Origin of the sequence: Nonomuraea sp. NPDC050643, from assembly GCF_040654715.1 — a bacterium.
In the GTDB taxonomy this organism is placed as follows: Bacteria; Actinomycetota; Actinomycetes; order Streptosporangiales; family Streptosporangiaceae; genus Nonomuraea.
In genome coordinates, this window is sequence record NZ_JBFAIM010000004.1 from 155,519 (window position 1) to 171,109 (window position 15,591).

General features: G+C 73.2%; 15 protein-coding genes. 6 read left to right on the forward strand and 9 right to left on the reverse strand.

The window, feature by feature from the left end; all coding sequences use genetic code 11:
• Positions 1–39 precede the first annotated feature (39 nt).
• From AB0I15_RS06635 to AB0I15_RS06655, 5 genes are read left to right on the forward strand one after another with little or no spacing between them, the layout of a single operon-like run.
• Positions 40–936, forward strand: coding sequence for an ATP-binding cassette domain-containing protein (locus AB0I15_RS06635; protein ID WP_358091120.1), 897 nt, complete (start codon positions 40–42; stop codon positions 934–936).
• Positions 933–1,640 (forward strand): hypothetical protein, encoded by a 708-nt coding sequence (locus AB0I15_RS06640; RefSeq protein WP_358091122.1) that lies wholly within the window; start codon positions 933–935, stop codon positions 1,638–1,640. Before AB0I15_RS06635 ends, AB0I15_RS06640 begins: the two co-directional genes overlap by 4 nt.
• Positions 1,631–3,100: a histidine kinase gene (locus AB0I15_RS06645; protein ID WP_358091124.1), complete on the forward strand. Its 1,470-nt coding sequence runs from the start codon at positions 1,631–1,633 to the stop codon at positions 3,098–3,100. The genes AB0I15_RS06640 and AB0I15_RS06645 overlap by 10 nt, the downstream gene beginning before the upstream one ends.
• Before the next feature lie 16 nt (positions 3,101–3,116).
• The gene (locus AB0I15_RS06650; RefSeq protein WP_358091576.1) at positions 3,117–3,788 is read left to right on the forward strand and encodes a response regulator transcription factor; all 672 of its coding nucleotides are present in this window, start codon (positions 3,117–3,119) and stop codon (positions 3,786–3,788) included.
• A 25-nt stretch (positions 3,789–3,813) separates the two neighbouring features.
• Entirely contained in the window at positions 3,814–4,185 is a 372-nt protein-coding gene (locus tag AB0I15_RS06655) for a hypothetical protein (protein WP_358091126.1), read from the forward strand.
• A 183-nt stretch (positions 4,186–4,368) separates the two neighbouring features.
• On the opposite strand, the gene AB0I15_RS06660 is transcribed toward AB0I15_RS06655, so the two are convergent.
• Entirely contained in the window at positions 4,369–4,734 is a 366-nt protein-coding gene (locus AB0I15_RS06660; RefSeq protein ID WP_358091128.1) for a MerR family transcriptional regulator, read from the reverse strand.
• Positions 4,735–4,807: 73 nt separating this feature from the next.
• Between AB0I15_RS06660 and AB0I15_RS06665 the strand changes: the two genes are divergently transcribed.
• A complete protein-coding gene (locus tag AB0I15_RS06665; RefSeq protein WP_358091130.1) occupies positions 4,808–5,437 on the forward strand; it encodes an SDR family NAD(P)-dependent oxidoreductase in 630 nt (209 codons plus the stop codon).
• A gap of 486 nt (positions 5,438–5,923) precedes the next feature.
• On the opposite strand, the gene AB0I15_RS06670 is transcribed toward AB0I15_RS06665, so the two are convergent.
• The 8 genes from AB0I15_RS06670 to AB0I15_RS06705 all read right to left on the reverse strand — a co-directional run bounded on the left by AB0I15_RS06670 (position 5,924) and on the right by AB0I15_RS06705 (position 15,586).
• Positions 5,924–6,766 carry a GNAT family N-acetyltransferase gene (locus AB0I15_RS06670; protein ID WP_358091132.1) on the reverse strand — a complete coding sequence of 281 codons (843 nt, stop codon included), beginning with the start codon at positions 6,764–6,766 and terminating at the stop codon, positions 5,924–5,926.
• 123 nt (positions 6,767–6,889) lie between these two features.
• On the reverse strand, positions 6,890–8,014 hold the full coding sequence (locus AB0I15_RS06675; RefSeq protein ID WP_358091134.1) for a DNA alkylation repair protein: 1,125 nt from the start codon (positions 8,012–8,014) through the stop codon (positions 6,890–6,892).
• Positions 8,015–8,115: 101 nt separating this feature from the next.
• Positions 8,116–8,637 carry an SRPBCC family protein gene (locus AB0I15_RS06680; protein ID WP_358091136.1) on the reverse strand — a complete coding sequence of 174 codons (522 nt, stop codon included), beginning with the start codon at positions 8,635–8,637 and terminating at the stop codon, positions 8,116–8,118.
• Complete coding sequence (locus tag AB0I15_RS06685; RefSeq protein WP_358091138.1) at positions 8,634–8,996, reverse strand: metalloregulator ArsR/SmtB family transcription factor; 363 nt, start codon at positions 8,994–8,996, stop codon at positions 8,634–8,636. The genes AB0I15_RS06680 and AB0I15_RS06685 overlap by 4 nt, the downstream gene beginning before the upstream one ends.
• A 90-nt stretch (positions 8,997–9,086) precedes the next feature.
• Positions 9,087–10,859: an NAD+ synthase gene (locus AB0I15_RS06690; protein WP_358091140.1), complete on the reverse strand. Its 1,773-nt coding sequence runs from the start codon at positions 10,857–10,859 to the stop codon at positions 9,087–9,089.
• Between the two features lie 52 nt (positions 10,860–10,911).
• A complete protein-coding gene (locus AB0I15_RS06695; RefSeq protein ID WP_358091142.1) occupies positions 10,912–12,378 on the reverse strand; it encodes a BTAD domain-containing putative transcriptional regulator in 1,467 nt (488 codons plus the stop codon).
• A gap of 49 nt (positions 12,379–12,427) precedes the next feature.
• Positions 12,428–14,299 (reverse strand): ATP-binding protein, encoded by a 1,872-nt coding sequence (locus AB0I15_RS06700; RefSeq protein ID WP_358091144.1) that lies wholly within the window; start codon positions 14,297–14,299, stop codon positions 12,428–12,430.
• 93 nt (positions 14,300–14,392) lie between these two features.
• Positions 14,393–15,586, reverse strand: coding sequence for an MFS transporter (locus AB0I15_RS06705; protein ID WP_358091146.1), 1,194 nt, complete (start codon positions 15,584–15,586; stop codon positions 14,393–14,395).
• Positions 15,587–15,591 lie beyond the last annotated feature (5 nt).

Consider the following 15,591-nt stretch of genomic DNA (forward strand, 5'->3'; position numbering starts at 1 on the left):
AGGTAGCCCGCTCGAAGGCCGGAACCTAGCGTCAGAGGCATGATTCAGGTACGGGGACTCACCAAGCGGTACGGCGGCGTCACCGCCGTCCACGACCTGTCGTTCACGGTACGGCCCGGCCAGGTCACCGGGTTCCTGGGCCCCAACGGGTCCGGCAAGTCCACCACGATGCGCGTCATCCTCGGCCTCGACCGGCCGGGCGCCGGGAGCGCCACGGTCAACGGCCGCCCCTACGCCGCGCACCCCGACCCGCTCCGGCAGGCCGGGTCGCTGCTGGAGGTGACGCCGGCGCACGGCGGCCGCACGGCGTACCACCACCTGCTGGGGCTGGCGCGCACCCACGCGATCCCGGCCGCCAGGGTGACGGAGGTGCTCGCGCTGGTGGGCCTGGCGGAGGCGGCCGGGCGCAGGGTGGGCGGGTTCTCGCTGGGGATGCGGCAGCGGCTCGGGATCGCGGCGGCGCTGCTCGGCGACCCGTCGGCGATCATCCTGGACGAGCCGGTCAACGGGCTCGACCCCGACGGGGTGCTGTGGCTGCGTACGCTGCTCAAGTCCCTGGCCGCCGAGGGCCGCACCGTACTGGTGTCCAGCCACCTGATGAGCGAGATGGCCCTCACGGCGCGGCACCTGGCGATCATCGGACGGGGGCGGCTGCTGGCCGACATCTCCGTGGCCGACCTCGTCGCGCGGGTCGGCGCGGACGCCGTGCTGGTCCGCGGCCCGCGCCCCACCGACCTGCGCGACCTGCTCGTACGCCACCAGGCCACGGTCACCGCCACCGGGCCCGGCGCGCTGGAGGTGGCCGGGCTGTCCGCCGAGACGATCAGCGCGCTGGCCTTCCGCGCGGGCCTCGAAGTGCACGAGCTGACGCCGCGACGGGCGTCGCTGGAGCAGGCGTACATGGAGCTGACCAGGGGCGAGAAGGAGATCCGATGAGCGGGGTGACGTTCTGGCGGGTGGTGCGGGCGGAGTGGACCAAGCTGTTCGCGCTGCGGTCCACCTGGGTGGTGCTCGGGGTGGTGCCCCAGATGCTGGTCGGGCTGTCCGCGCTGATCGGCGCCCAGGGCGGCGGCACGGGTGGTGGCGCGGGTGGGGTGACGCAGGCCGTCGGGGGCGGGTTCCTGGTGTTCGCGGTCGTGTACGGCGGGTTCGGGGTGCTGGCCATGTCCGGCGAGTACGGGTCCGGGCTGATCCGGGCCACGTTCGCGGCGGTGCCCCGGCGGCTGCCCGTCCTGTGGGCCAAGGCCGTGGTCCTGGTGGCGGCCACCGGGCCGGTCCTGGTGGTGACGTACCTGCTCGCCTTCCTGGCCAACCAGGCGTTCGCCGGCCGGCCCATCGGGCTGGGGGATCCCGGGGTGGTGCGGGCGATAGTCGGGGTGGCGGGGGCGACCGTGCTCGTGGGGTTGCTGGGGCTGGGGTTCCTGCTGCGGCATACGGCCGTGGCGGTGTCCGCGTACCTGGCGGTGCTGGTGGTGCTGCCGCCGGTGTTCGTGGCGCTGCTGCCGGGAGCGCTGGTGCCGTACCTGCCGACGGTGGCGCTGCAGGCCATGTTCCACGTCGGAGCCGCCGTCCCACCGATGCCGTCGCCGGGGGCCGGGGCGGTGGTGGCGGCGGGCTGGGTCGCGGCGGCGTGCCGGTGACGGCCGGTGGGGCGGACGCGACCGGCGCGCTGGAGCCGGGCACCGGGGTCACGGGCGCGGGCTGGGCGTGGTTCGCCGCCGTGCACGTACCGCTGCTGTGGCGGCGCCGGGCGCCCTCCGCCGTGTTCTGGGCCGTGCTGGGGCTCGTGGCGGCCTGCGTGCTCGTCGGCGGCGTCACCGGCGTGTTCCTGATCTTCGTGCCGCTCTTCGCCATGTACGCGGTGGCCCGGCACCGCCCCGCGCGCCACCTGTGGCCGGCCGCCGGGGCGACGGCGGTGGCCATGGGGCTGGGCTGGGCGCGCGACGACCCCGGCTGGCCGGTGATGATCGGAGTCGGCTCGCTCACCATCGCCACCGCCCTGGCTGGGGTGGTGCTGCGGATGCGGCGGGCGTACCTGGAGGACCGGGCCCGGCACCTGGAACGCGAGCGTGATCAGCAGGCCCTGCTGGCCGTCGCCGCCGAGCGTGCGAGGATCGCCAGGGAGGTGCACGACATCGTGGCGCACAACCTGACCGTCATGGTCGCGCTGGCCGACGGAGCCACGTACGCCACCCCCGGGCGGGCCTCGGACGCCATGGCGAAGGTCGCGGAGACCGGGCGGGAGGCGCTGTCGGAGATGCGGCGGCTGGTCGGCCTGCTGCGCGACTCCGGCGGACGCGACCCGCAGCCCGGCTTCGCCGACCTCGACCGCCTCCTGGAGCAGGTACGCGCGGCGGGCCTGCGACTGTCGGTGACCCACGAGGGCGCGCCCGGGGCCTGGGGGCCGGGGGCGGGGCTGGCCGTGTACCGGATTGTCCAGGAAGCGCTGACCAACACGCTCAAACACGCGGGGCCACGGGCCCGCGTACGAGTCCGGCTCGCCTACGGCCCTTCCACCGCCGACCTGGAGATCACCGACGACGGGGCCGGTCACGCCGCCCGCCCGGCCGGAGACGGTCACGGGCTGGCGGGCATGCTCGAACGCGCCGCCCCTTACGGCGGCCAGATCAAGGCAGGACCCACACCTGACACGGGCTGGCGCGTACAAGCCCACCTCCACTTCCCCCGCCCCCCACCACGGCCCCGGCCCCCACCCCAATCTCGGACCCCTGCTCCAGCTCGGTTTCCGCCCCGGCCTCCGGCTCTGGTTCGGACCCCAGCCCTGCTTCGGCCTCCGGCTCTGGTTCGGACCCCAGCCCTGGTTCGGCCTCCGACCTCGGTCCGGCTCCCTGCCCTGGTTCAGCCTCCCGCCCCGGGTCGGCCCCCGACCTCGGTTCGGCTCCCGGTCCCGGTCCGGCCGCCAGCCCTGGCCTGGCCCCAGGGCTCGGTTCGGCTTCCGGTTCTGGTCTGGTCTTGGGCCCCGGTCCGGCTCTCAGCTCTGGCCCGGTTTCCGGCTTGGCGTCCGATCTTGGTTCGGCTTCTGGGTGTGGGTCCGGGCCCGGGTGTGGATTTGGGGGAAGCGGTCGTGAGGGTGGGGTGATGTTGTGACGGCGCGGGTGTTGCTGGTGGATGATCAGCCACTGCAGCGGCTCGGATACCGCATGGTGATCGAGGCCCAGTCCGACCTTGAGGTGGTGGGAGAGGCCGGCGACGGCGCGCAGGCGGTCTCCATGACGCGGGCGCTGCGTCCCGATGTGCTGCTGATGGACGTACGGATGCCGGTGCTGGACGGCATCGAGGCCACCCGCCGCATCGTCGGCTCGGGGGCCGCGTCGCGGGTGCTGGTGCTGACGACCTTCGACCTCGACGAGTACGTCTACGGCGCGCTCCGGGCCGGGGCCAGCGGGTTCCTGCTCAAGGACGTACCGCCGGCCGACCTGCTGACGGGTGTGCGCGCGGTCGCGGCCGGGGACGCCATGGTCTCGCCCGGCGTCACCCGCCGCCTCATCGACGCCTTCGCCGGCCACCTGCCCGACCCGGAGACCGGTCACACCGCCGCCGAGGAACTGCTCGGACGGCTGACGGACCGCGAGCGGGACGTCCTGCCGCTGGTCGCGCGGGGGTGCTCCAACGCCGAGATCGCCCGGCTGTTGACGGTCTCCGAGGCGACCGTGAAGAGCCACATCGGGCGTATCCTCACCAAGCTCCGGCTACGGGACCGGGTGCAGATCGTGGTGCTGGCGTACGAGAGCGGCATCGTCCGCCGAGGTGACAACCCCCCTCCGTGATCGCGGTGGCCGATACCCTGGGCGTATGTGCACCTACGCCGAGGTCCACTACAAGGTCCACTACGTCTGCCTGCCGTGCCGCCGCAGCCACAAGCAGCCCTGGCACGCGGACGAGCACCGCTGCCCCGGCTGCCGCCGGCCGATGCTGTTCGCGGGGCACGACTTCGCGGCGCCGCGCAGGGGTGACGAGCGCCGGTGGCGGGCCGTCGCGGCCGTGCTGGAGGCGGGGCTGCGGTATGAGGGGTTCGAGCCGTGCGGGTGCGGGCGGCAGCCGAAGTTCCGGCCGCGTACGAGTGCGCAGGTGCGCGCCCGGCGCCGGGCGGCCGCCCGCTTCGGCCTGACCACCGCCGAGGCCCTGGCACTTCGCGACCCCTCGGATGCCCGCCTGGGCGGCTGACCGATCCCGGCCTTCCCACCTCGTGAAACAACTTACTGCCGTGTGAATGCGGGTGGCAGCGGGCCCGCGTCCCCGATCATGTCGGTGGCCCCGATGCGCTCATGGGCGGTACGGCGCGTCAGGCGGGTACGCGTTCGCCGTGGCCCCGGGCGGATGATCTCCCTCCCGGGGCGCGGCGGGTGGTCACCGCCGGTTCAGGGCGGTGGCGAGCATGGTGTCGAGGGCGCGCTGCGACGTCCGCAACCGTTCGATGTCCTCGGCGATGCGCAGCCGTTCCCGCCGCAGGTTCGTCACCATCCCGGGGCAGTCGGTCGGCACCATCCGGCCGCCGTCGTCGTCATGGACGCAGTCCAGCAGCCGGGCGATGACGCTCGTCGAGAGCCCGGCGGCCAGCATCGCGCGGATGTGGCGGACGGCGGCCACGTCCGCGTCCCCGTACTCGCGGTAGCCGTTGGGCAGCCGCTGCGGCCTCAGCAGCCCCTGCTCCTCGTAGTAACGCAGCAGCCGCCTGCTCACTCCGGTCTCCAGAGCCAGATCACCGATCTTCATACGTCCTTGACCTTCACATCGATGTGACGCCTTACCGTCCTGCTGTCACACCAACAACGTGAAGGAGCCGAAGATGCCGGGAGTGGTGATCGTCGGGGCGGGACCGGGGATCGGACGGTCCGTCGCCCACAGGTTCGCCAAGGAAGGGCTGCGGGTGGCCCTGCTGTCGCGTACCGGGGGCGCCCTCGGGCTGGAGGGGGCGCTCACGTACCGGGCGGACTCCGCCGACGAGGACGGGCTGCGGGCCGCGCTGGACGCGGCGACGGAGGAGCTCGGGACGCCGGACGTGGTGGTGTACAACGCCGCGATCATCCGCCCCGACTCGCCGGGGCAGGCCCGCATGCGCGACCAGCTCGACGCCTGGGCGGTCAACGTGGGCGGCGCGCTGATCACGGCCGCTCACGTGGCGCCCGCGATGGCACGCCGGGGCAGCGGCACCTTCATCGTCACCGGCGGCATGCCCGAACCCAAGGCCGCGTACGTCAGCCTCTCCCTCGGCAAGGCCGGCGTGCGGACGCTGGTGACGATGCTGGACGAGGAGTACGGGCCGTCCGGCGTCCACGCGGCCAGCGTCACGGTGGCCGGCCCCGTCGCCCCGGGCACGCCCTTCGACCCGGACGACATCGCCGAACACTACTGGCACCTGCACACCCAGCCCCGCGGCCAGTGGGACCAGGAAATCCTCCACGCGGGCACCGACTGACTCACTCCTGAACGGTCAGCGGTATCCACCCCCCCAGCACACACGGCCCGAGACTCCGGGGCGGCGGCTCATGGGATCGGGCCGGCCATGAGGTCGGGAGCGGCGGCCGAGAGGGTTGGGGCCGCTGCGGCATTCGCGCCTGGAAGCGGCCCAGAGGCCGGCCCGTCGCGGCCTCGAGGTCGGGCTGAGGGTTGAGAGGGTCACTGTGGCATTCGAGAGGGTGGAGGCTCAGGGGCCGGCCTGTGGCGGTCTTGAGGTTCGGGGCGACGGGCATGGGGAGGCGGGCTGAGCTTCGGGGAGGTTTTGAGGCCCCGCCCGGCGTGGCTCCTGAGCTTTGAGCCGGCCGCCCTGGAGCACGGTGCCCAGGGATGTGTGAGGCGCGTGCCGTTCTGGGGCAGGACTTCCGGACGCCGTCCTTGGGGTACGCGGCTGGGTTACGCGATGCCGGCCCGACTCGCGTGGCCCGTCGGCTCCAGCCGGGTGACGTCAGGCTGTCAGTTTCCAGAACCAGCCGAGGGGGCGAAGGCCGAGCCGGGCGGCCACCCCTTGGGACGACAGGTTGTCCGCGCTCGTGCTGTAGAACACATGGACGCCCGGCAGCAGCCTTGCCCAGACCGCGGTGGTGGCCGCCGCGTAGCCGCGACCGCGGTATGGCGGTGAGGTCCACGTGCCCGCTTCGGCGCCGGTCGCCGTCAGGCGGGCCGTGTGACAGATGGCGGCCACCTGCCCGTCCTCGACGACCACCGTCCAGGGCGTCCCTTCGCCGCCGGCCATGAGGTCGTCCCACTCCGCCGCCTCCCAGGTGTCGGGCCTCGGTAGGGGGCGGACGCGGCGCACATCAGCGGGGTCGCTCGACCGCAGCACCTCCACCGGCGCGTCGAATCGCAGGGACGGGTCCACCAGGTAGCTCGGCCCTCCCGACACCGCGACCCCTTCGCCACCCAGGAGCGCACGGCACCGCTCCAGCACGACGGGCGGCCGGTCCGCAGGGCCACGGCGGTCAGCAGGCTCAGTGTGGTGTGCAGGGCTACGGCGGTCTTCAGGGCTATGGTCTTCAGGGCTACGGTCTTCAGGGCTACGGTCTTCAGGGGGCCGGTTCGCAGGGGGAGCAGCAGGGGCGGCGGACTGGGTGACGAGGTCGAGCAGGCGGTCGGCAAGAGGGCCGGGCACGTCGCGGGACACGGCCGCGGTCATGCCGTCGGCCGCCACACCGATCACCACGTCCTCGGGCCCCGGCAGGCGGCCACGCTCGTCGAGCCGCCAGATGACGCCCAACTCGATGCGGAGCAGGTCGACGTCCCGCAGCTCGCGGGGAGCCGTTTCCGTCACGGCCGCCGAGCCTTCGTCATGCGCTGGGTTATGGTCATGCGCCCCGCCCCCGTCAGGTGATCGGCCTGCGCGAGGTGACCGGCATCGGTCAGGGGTGTGGTCTCGGTCATGTGCCCGTCTCCTTCATACGCTCGGCTCCCTCGAGTGATCGGCTTCGGTCGGGTGAGGGGTGTCTGGCATGTGGTCGACCAGGGTGAAGGTGGTGCTCGCGGCCACTCTGCCGTTGACGATCACTTCGAGCTCTCTGGCGCCGGGTGGCTCGTCGCGGGTCGTGACCGGGCGGAAGGAGTGGCTCTTGCGCAGCGTGAACGTGGCCCCCGGCCCGCTCGCCTCGCGCTGCCCCAGGTGGAACACGCGGCGCGAGCCCGCTCGCCGGACTGCGTATTTCAGCAGCACAGGTCCGGGCACGCCCGCCGTGACCGTGACGGTGAAGGCCAGCTTGCCGCCGACGGCCACCGTGTCGGCCTCCAGGGCCAGCACGTCGACCGCCCCGCTGCCCGGAGTGGCGCCCATCAGCGACAGCGCCTCGGGATGGCCGGACCGCAGCAGCCCGCGCACCGCGTGCCGCAGCACCTTCTCCACGTGGGAGCCGCCCTCGGACCGCCACCCGGCCAGCAGTTCCACGACCACTTCGGGATGGTCTTTGGCCAGGTCGTTGACGTGGTTGGCGACCGAGCGCCGCACATATTCGCTCGGGTCGTCGCGCAGCCGGTCGAGCAGGGGCAGCGTCGGCCCCGGCGTCATCAGCCAGCCGACCCGCCCGGCCCAGGGCAGCCGTGGGCGCGAGCCTTCCGAGGCCAGCCGACGCAGATGCTCGTCGGGCGACTCCGCCCAGCCGTGCATGATCTTGAGGGCGTCGTCCTGGTAGCGCTCCAGATAGGGCCGTACGGCGAACTCACCCGTCGCGTACGGCGTCAGCACCGCCAGCGTCTCCATCGCGTCCGCCAGGTGGTCGAGCCCCCGAACGGCCGTGTGCTCGGTGGCCGGCCAGCCGCTCCACATGCCGAGCGGCACCAGCGAGGCGCACTCGCGCACGATCGCGGCGGCCTGCGGATAGGGGAGGGGCAGCGCCTCGTGCAGGGCCGTGGCGACGTGGCTCACGCGGGCCTTGAGCTCCAGCCCGTCGAGCCCGGCCAGGGCCCGGGCGATGAAGGTCTCCCGTGGGAACGGCGCCCAGGCGGCGGACAGCCCGCCGGCGAGCACCGCCACGGAGTCGGCGTTGATCAGGTGTTTCAGGGGTTGAGCCACGCGGATACTGTGCCATCCGGCACCGACAATCCCGCCGTCGGTATCCGGCTGGTATCCGGCGGTCGGCGATCCACGGACACCGGCGGAGCGAGGCAAGCGTCTCAGGTGGGTCGTCCGGGCCGGGGCGGGTCGTTCGTCAGGTCCTGGAAGTACGCCCGCATCGACGGGTAGTAGTCGTCGAAGACGGGACGGGCCGAGTCGTCTCGGGAGGCGACGAGCTGGTCCAGGTAGTACTCCCAGCCGGGCCCGATGTCCCCGATCCCGTCCTCCGAGTCAAGGTGCTGGACGAACCGCAGCTCCGTCGAGCCGTTCACCTCGGACAGCAGCAGCTCGAGATGCCAGGCCCCCTGCTCGTCCAGGGACGAGACCGCCAGCCGACGTGGCGGTTCGCAGGCGTCGATGCGCATGTCGTACCAGGGAGTCTGCTCCTCGAAGAGGAGTTGCACCTGAATCGTGCGGCCGGGGGCCGCGTCGCCCTTCCACGGCCCGAACCAGCGCGCCGTGCGCTCGGACTCGGTGATGCTGGCCCACACGTCTTCGGCGGGCGCGCGGAAGGTCCGGGTCAGGACGAGGTCGCTGCCCTCGTCGGTCCTGAACAGCCGGCCTGTGGGGATGGGGCTCATGCGGTGTTCTCCCTTCTGTCGTCCGCGACACCGTCCGTACGGCGCTCGCGGCGCGTCCTGTAGACCTCGGTCTCGAGTGCGTCGAAGCGGTGCTCCCAGCCGGAGGGCCGGGCGAACTGCGCGAGCCAGGCGATGAGCTCGGTGAACGGCTCGGGGTCGAGCGTGTAGAAGCGCTGCCTGCCGACGAGCTCGTCGCGGACCAGCCCGCTCTCCCTGAGCACGCGCAGATGACGGCTCACGGCGGGGCGGCTGATCGGGAAGCGCTCCGCCACCTCTCCCGCGGACAGCCGCCCGCCGCCGAGCATCACGAGGATCTGCCGCCGCACCGGATCGGCGATCGCTCCCGCCACTTCGTCCACGCAAGAAGCGTAACCTACTGGTTACGTGTTTCGCAAAAAGAAGACCGGCCGGCGAAGGAGCGCCGGCCGGTCGAGAAGGCGGGAGGAGGCTCAGGCGGTGCCCTCGCGCCAGCGGTTGGTGATGGGCAGGCGGCGGTCCCGGCCGAAGTTCTTGGGGGTGATCTTGGGGCCGGGCGGATACTGCCTGCGCTTGTACTCGGCCACGTCCACCAGCCGGATCACCCGCGTCACCAGCTCCGGATCGTGCCCCGCCGCGATGAGCTCCGCCGAGCCCATGTCCTTCTCCACGTAGTCGTCGAGCAGCCGGTCCAGCACCTCGTACGGCGGCAGCGAGTCGGTGTCGCGCTGCCCGGGGCGCAGCTCCGCGCTCGGCTCCTTGGTGATGGAGTTCTCCGGGATCGGCCGCTCGGCCCGCAGCAGGAACCACGGGTCCGAGTGGGCGTTGCGCCACCTGGACAGCTCCCACACCATCGTCTTCGGCACGTCCTTGATCGGCGCGAAGCCGCCGGCCGAGTCGCCGTACAGGGTCGAGTAGCCGGTGGCCAGCTCGCTCTTGTTGCCCGTCGTCAGCACCAGGTGGCCGTGCTCGTTGGACAGGCCCATGAGGATCATGCCGCGCACCCGGGCCTGGAGGTTCTCGGCGGCCAGACCGGACAGGTCGATCTCCTTCTCGAAGGCGTTGACGATCTCGGCGATCGGCACGATCCGGGAGTTGACGCCCTGCCTGCGCACCAGCTCCTCCGCGTCGCCCAGCGAGTGCTCCGAGGAGTAGCGGGAGGGCATGAGCACCACGTCGACCCGGGACGGGCCGATGGCGTCGGAGGCGATCGTGGCCGTCAGCGCCGAGTCGATCCCGCCCGACAGGCCCAGGATGACCGACTGGAAGCCGTTCTTGGCCACGTAGTCGCGCACCGCGAGCACCAGCGCCGAGTAGACCTCCGCGTGCGGGTCCAGGCGCTCGGCGATCCGGGCGGGCTCGGGCGGGTAGGGCGCGACGGGGTCGGAGGAGAGCACCAGGCGCTCGACCGTGATCGTGGAGCCGTCGCCCGCGTCGTACGGGAACGTGCCCGGCTCGGCCTCCGACACCGGCAGGTCCAGGTCGACGACCAGCAGCTCCTCCTGGAACTGCCCCGCCCGCCCCACCGGCTCGCCGGCCGCGTCCACCACGATGGAGTCGCCGTCGAAGACCAGCTCGTCCTGCCCGCCGACCTGGTTGACGTACACGAGCGCGCACCCGGCCTCGCGGGCCCTGCGGGCGCACAGCTCCAGCCGCGCGTCGTCCTTCTCCTTCTCGTACGGCGACGCGTTCGGCACCACCAGCACCCCGGCCCCCGCCTGCCCGACGACGGACACGGGGCCGCCCTCCTGCCAGAGGTCCTCGCACACCGCGATCGCCACGTCCACCCCGTGCAGCCGGAAGATCGGCAACCGGTCGCCGCGCACGAAATAGCGGTATTCGTCGAACACCCCGTAGTTCGGCAGGTGGTGCTTGGCCGTGCGGGTGACCACCTCGCCCTTGTAGAGCAGCGCGGCGGCGTCGAGCGGGGCGCCCTTCGGCTGGCCCACGCGGGGGGCCAGGCCGGCGCGGTCGACGTAGCCGACCACCACCGGCAGGTCGCCGAGGCCCTCCGCGTCGAGCCTGCGCGCCACCTCCTCCAGCGTCCTGATGCTGGCGTCCACGAAGGACGTGCGCAGCACCAGGTCCTCGACCGGGTAGCCGGTGAGGAACATCTCGGTGAAGACGACAAGGTGAGCCTCGCGCTCGGCGGCGTCGCGAGTCCACGCGACTAGCCGGTCCGCGTTGGCGCTCAGGTCGCCGACGGTCGGGTTCGTCTGGGCCAGGGCAATGCGCAGTTGTGCCACGTGAACAGCCTAGTACGCGCCGATTTTTATCGTCAAAGAGACGAAAAGTCGGTCATGTCACGCCCGGCGTGACCAGCCCCGACTCGTACGCGGCCATCACCAGTTGCGCCCGGTCGAACAGCCCGAGATGCTCCAGCAGCCCCTTCACCATGAGGCCGGCCTCCTCCTCCGGCAGCGAGAGCGTCTGGCCGATCTGCCGGTTCGTCAGCCCGCGGGCGACGAGTTTCAGCACGTCGAGCCGGTCGTCGGAGAGCCCGGCCAGCGCCGGGGGCGAGGCGGGGTCGGTGCGCCCGGCGAACGCCGAGATCAGCCGCGTGGTGACCGCGGGGTCGATGAGCGCGTCGCCGGCCGCCGCGGCCCTGATCGCGGCCAGGAACTGCTCGGGCGCCGAGGTCTTCAGCACGAACCCGCTCACTCCCGCCCGCAGCGCCGCGTACAGGTTCTCGTCGCTGCCGAACGTGGTCATCATCACGACCTTCGGCGGCCGGTCCTCGGCCAGGATCCTGCGGGCCGCGGCCAGGCCGTCCAGGCGTGGCATCTGGATGTCGAGCAGCACCACGTCGGGGTGCGTCTCGCGGACCCCGGCGATGGCCTCCTCGCCGTTGGCCGCCTCACCCGCCAGCGCGACCCCGGCCTCGCCGCCGAGCATGGCCCTCAGCCCCGCCCGGACCAGGGCCTGGTCGTCGGCCACCAGGACGCGCAGCACCTCCACGGGGCCGGACGTCCCGGGCGCCGCCGCGGCGGGTGCCGCGGCGGGCTCCACAGTGGGGGACGGCTCCTCCAGGCGCTGGGCCAGCATGTCGGCCTCCAGGCGCTTCAGCCCCGCCGTCAGGTCCAGGCCCAGCTCGTCGCGCCACACCGCGCGGGCCCGGCGCAGCGCCGCGAGCGCGTCGCCCTGGCGCCCGATCCGGTAGAGGGACACGGCGAGCAGCCGCCAGGCCTCCTCCCGCAGCGGGTACGCCGACGCGTGCGCCTCCAGGTCCGCCACCAGCGACGTGGCCCGGCCCAGCGCGAGCCCGGCGTCGGCCCGCCGCTCCAGGGCGATCAGCCGCAGCTCCTCCAGCCGGCCCGCCTCGGTCGAGGCCCAGGTCAGCTCCCCGAACTCGGCCAGCGCCGGCCCCCGCCACAGCCCCAGCGCGGTGTCCATGGCCGCCCACGTCTGCGCGGGCGCGCCGTCGGACTTCACCAGCGCCTCGAACCGCCAGGCGTCGACCTGCTCGGTCCTGGCGCGCAGGGCGTACCCCGGAGGCGCGGAGACCAGCACCCCGGCCTCCTCGCGGGGCGCGCGATCGGGTTCGAGCGCGCGGCGCAGGCGGGAGACGTAGCCCTGGATCGTGGACAGCGCCTGTGCCGGCGGGCTGCCCGGCCAGAGCTCGTCGATGAGGGTGTTCACGGGCACGGCGCGGCCCCCGGCGACGAGCAGGCGGGCGAGCACCGCTCGCTGCCGCTGTCCGCCGAGGTCGAGAGGGGCGCCGTCGGCCCAGGCTTGGAACGGTCCCAGTGCGGTGAAGGTCAGCATGTCAGGCGTAACTGTAGAGGCAGAACGGGTCTGGGTATATGGCGAAATCTCACAGGGGGATCTCGGCGTGCACCATCGTGCCCCCTCCTTCGGCCTCCCGTACCTCACAGGTGCCGCCGAGCTCGGCCGCCCGCTCGCGCATCGAGCCCAGCCCGACGCCCGGCCGCGCGTCCGGCGCGATCCCGGGCCCGTCGTCGGCGACGGTCACCCGCAGGCGGTCGCCGCGGGCCAGCACGATCGTGACGCGGGCCGCTCCGGCGTGCTTGCGGGCGTTGGTGAGCGCCTCCTGGACGATCCGGTACGCGGCCACCTCGACCGCCGCGGGCAGCCCCGCCATGTCGCCGGACACCTCGATCGGCCCCCCGGCCAGCTCCGCCACGGCCCCCGCCAGGCCCAGCTCGTCGAGGGCGGGCGGGCGCAGGCCGTACACGAGCCGCCTGATGTCCCCGCTCACCGCGTCCATGCCGGCGCGCAGCTCGGCCAGCAGCACGTCGGCGCGCTCCGGCGCGGTGCGCATGGTCAGCCGCGCGGCGTTGATCGACATGGCCATGCCGCTGAGCGACTGCCCGAGCCCGTCGTGCAGGTCGCGGCGCAGCCGCCGCCGCTCCTCCTCCCGCGCGGTCAGGATGCGCTCGCGCGAGCGCTGCAGCGCGGCCGTCAGCCGGACGGCGTGCGCCGCGTCGGCGATGTACGGCGTCAGCGTCGCGATCACCCGCTCGTCGTGCGCCGCCGGGAACCTGCGCCGGTCCGTCGGCCCGACGAGCAGCAGCCCCACCGGCTCCCCGTGCCAGACGAGCGCGATCACCCGGGCCGCCCCCGCCGGCCCGACGCTTCCGGACGTGGTCGTCGTGCCGTCCATCTCGACCGCCACGCCCGTCACCGACAGGCCCTCGCGCAGCACGTCGAGGGTGGACAGCAGGCCGTGCACCGGGTCGGCGTGCTGCAGCCGGTGCCGCAGCCGCCGGGCCAGCGCGCCGGGCACGCCGGTGCCGCCGTACAGGAGCCGGTCCACGCCGCGCTGCAGCCGGCGTCTGATCGGCTGGAAGGCCGCGCCCGCGAACACCGCCGCCGCGATCCCCGCGATGGGCTCCACCTCCGCCAGGAACAGGCTGGAGGCGGCGCTCACCGCGACGTACACGCCGGTGACCACGATCACCAGCCCGGTGCCGACCAGCGCCCTGCTGATGAGCGTGTCGATGCCGAACAGGCGATACCGCAGCACGGCCACCGCGATCGCCGCCGGGATCAGCGGGATGGCCAGGGTGGCGAGCCACCAGAACGGGTCGCCCAGCATCCACGGGACGAGCAGCCCCGGCAGCGTGACGACCAGCCACAGGAGCTGGCGCCGCTCGACGGCGTCGCCGCGCCCGAACCGCACCACCAGCGACAGGAACGCCAGCGCCATCGCCGCCGACACCATCCAGTGCGCCTGCTCCCGCAGCGCCCGCTGCCCGCTCAGCACGGCCACCCAGTCGAGCGCCATCCCCGCGACCGCCAGCGCGGTCACCGCGTGCCAGCGCCGGGAGAGCAGCCGGCCCGCCGGGTAGAGCAGCGGGAGCAGCACGCCGAGCGTGAGCTGGAGCACCTGCCAGGTCAGGTTGATGATCGGCCGGCCGTGGGACGGGTCGCCGTCCAGGAGCCGGAACAGGTTCGCCGACAGGATGTTGGCCGCGGCGCTCAGCCCACCGGCGCACAGCAGCCAGCCGATCACCAGCCGCGGCCTGCTGTGGACGAGGATCGCGCCGAAGACGGGAAAGGCGGTGCCCGCCATGTCCTCGGGCGCGAAGGGCAGCGGCGTGTACGGGGAGCGCGGCAGTCGCGCCGTCACCCAGATGTCGGCCAGCTCCAGCACGACGGCGACCGTGGCGATGCCGATCGCCACGGCCCTGGACGTGCCGGGTGCCGGACTCGCGCGGCGCATCCCACCCGTCCTTCCCGCCTCGTGGCTGGGTGGAAATTATCGGGCAGCCGCCAACGTCCGATCAAAATTTTCTCAACAGCGCCTCGGCGCAGGTCAGCGCCGCCTGATCGCGGGCCCGAGCAGCAACATCCCGACCGCCGACAGGACACCCACCCCGCCCATTGTGAACCACAGCGTACGCGGGCCGATCTCCAGCAGCGCACCGCCCATCAGCGGCGAGAGCACCGCCGCCAGCGACCACGCGAACCCGGACAGCCCCGCGTAGCGCCCCCGCAGCTCGGCGGGCGCCAGCGCGGCCACGACGGCGCCGGGGATGCCCGCCGTGATGATCTCGCCCACCGTCCAGATCGCGATCGTCACCGCCAGCCCCAGCGTGCTGGAGACGAACGCGGTCAGCGCGAACCCGGCCCCCATCACGGCCATCCCGAGCGCGAACGTACGGGCGGGGTCCCGGCGCCCCAGCCACCCCGACACCAGCGGCTGCACGAGCACGATCAGCACCCCGTTGAGCGCCATGGCCAGGCCGAACTGCCCGGGGGTCAGCTTGACCACCTCGGTCATCGCCACCGGCAGCATGGTCATCGTCTGCCCGTAGACCAGCGCGTCGAGCAGCATCACCAGCGTGAACCCGAGCATGACCCGGTCGCGCAGCACGAGCCCGAACCCGCCGGCCGAGTGCCGCGCCCGCGGCCTGGTCTCGGGCACCGCCCGCCACACCAGCACGGCGAAGACCACGCCCGACAGCGCGTCGATCCAGAACAGCCAGATGAACCCGACCCCCGCCAGCCAGCCGCCGGCGGTCATGCCTACCGCGTAGCCGAGGTTGATCCCCCAGAACAGCAGCCCGTACGCCCGGGGCCGCTCCGCGGGCGAGACCAGGTCGGCCACCAGCGCCGTGGAGGCGGGCCGGTAGACGTCGATCACCAGGCCCAGCAGGAACATCGAGGCCACGATCGCCGGCAGCGTGGTGCTGTAGCCCAGCGCCAGCATCATCACGGCGGTGGCCAGCATGCCGCCCGACAGCGTGGCCCGGCGCCCGATCCGGTCCGTCAGCACGCCCGCGACCAGTTGCGACAGCAGCGAGCCCGCCCCGAACACGCCCATCACCAGGCCCGCCGCGGCCAGCGACAGGCCGCGGCTCTGGGTCAGGTAGACGCCGGTGAAGGGGATGACCATGGTCCCCAGGCGGTTCACCAGCGTGCCGCCCCACAGGGCCCAGAAGGGGCGGGGCAGCCCGCCCACCTGGGACTTCAGGAACGACGGCTTCTCCACGATTGCGTTCGACACACGGT

Excerpts from the sequence above, each read along its gene's own strand:
- AB0I15_RS06635 (WP_358091120.1), top strand. The coding sequence starts at position 40 with ATGATTCAGGTACGGGGACTCACCAAGCGGTACGGCGGCGTCACCGCC.
- AB0I15_RS06640 (WP_358091122.1), top strand. The coding sequence starts at position 933 with ATGAGCGGGGTGACGTTCTGGCGGGTGGTGCGGGCGGAGTGGACCAAG.
- AB0I15_RS06655 (WP_358091126.1), top strand. The coding sequence starts at position 3,814 with ATGTGCACCTACGCCGAGGTCCACTACAAGGTCCACTACGTCTGCCTG.
- AB0I15_RS06660 (WP_358091128.1), bottom strand. The coding sequence starts at position 4,734 with ATGAAGATCGGTGATCTGGCTCTGGAGACCGGAGTGAGCAGGCGGCTG.
- AB0I15_RS06665 (WP_358091130.1), top strand. The coding sequence starts at position 4,808 with ATGCCGGGAGTGGTGATCGTCGGGGCGGGACCGGGGATCGGACGGTCC.
- AB0I15_RS06680 (WP_358091136.1), bottom strand. The coding sequence starts at position 8,637 with ATGAGCCCCATCCCCACAGGCCGGCTGTTCAGGACCGACGAGGGCAGC.
- AB0I15_RS06695 (WP_358091142.1), bottom strand. The coding sequence starts at position 12,378 with ATGCTGACCTTCACCGCACTGGGACCGTTCCAAGCCTGGGCCGACGGC.
- AB0I15_RS06700 (WP_358091144.1), bottom strand. The coding sequence starts at position 14,299 with ATGCGCCGCGCGAGTCCGGCACCCGGCACGTCCAGGGCCGTGGCGATC.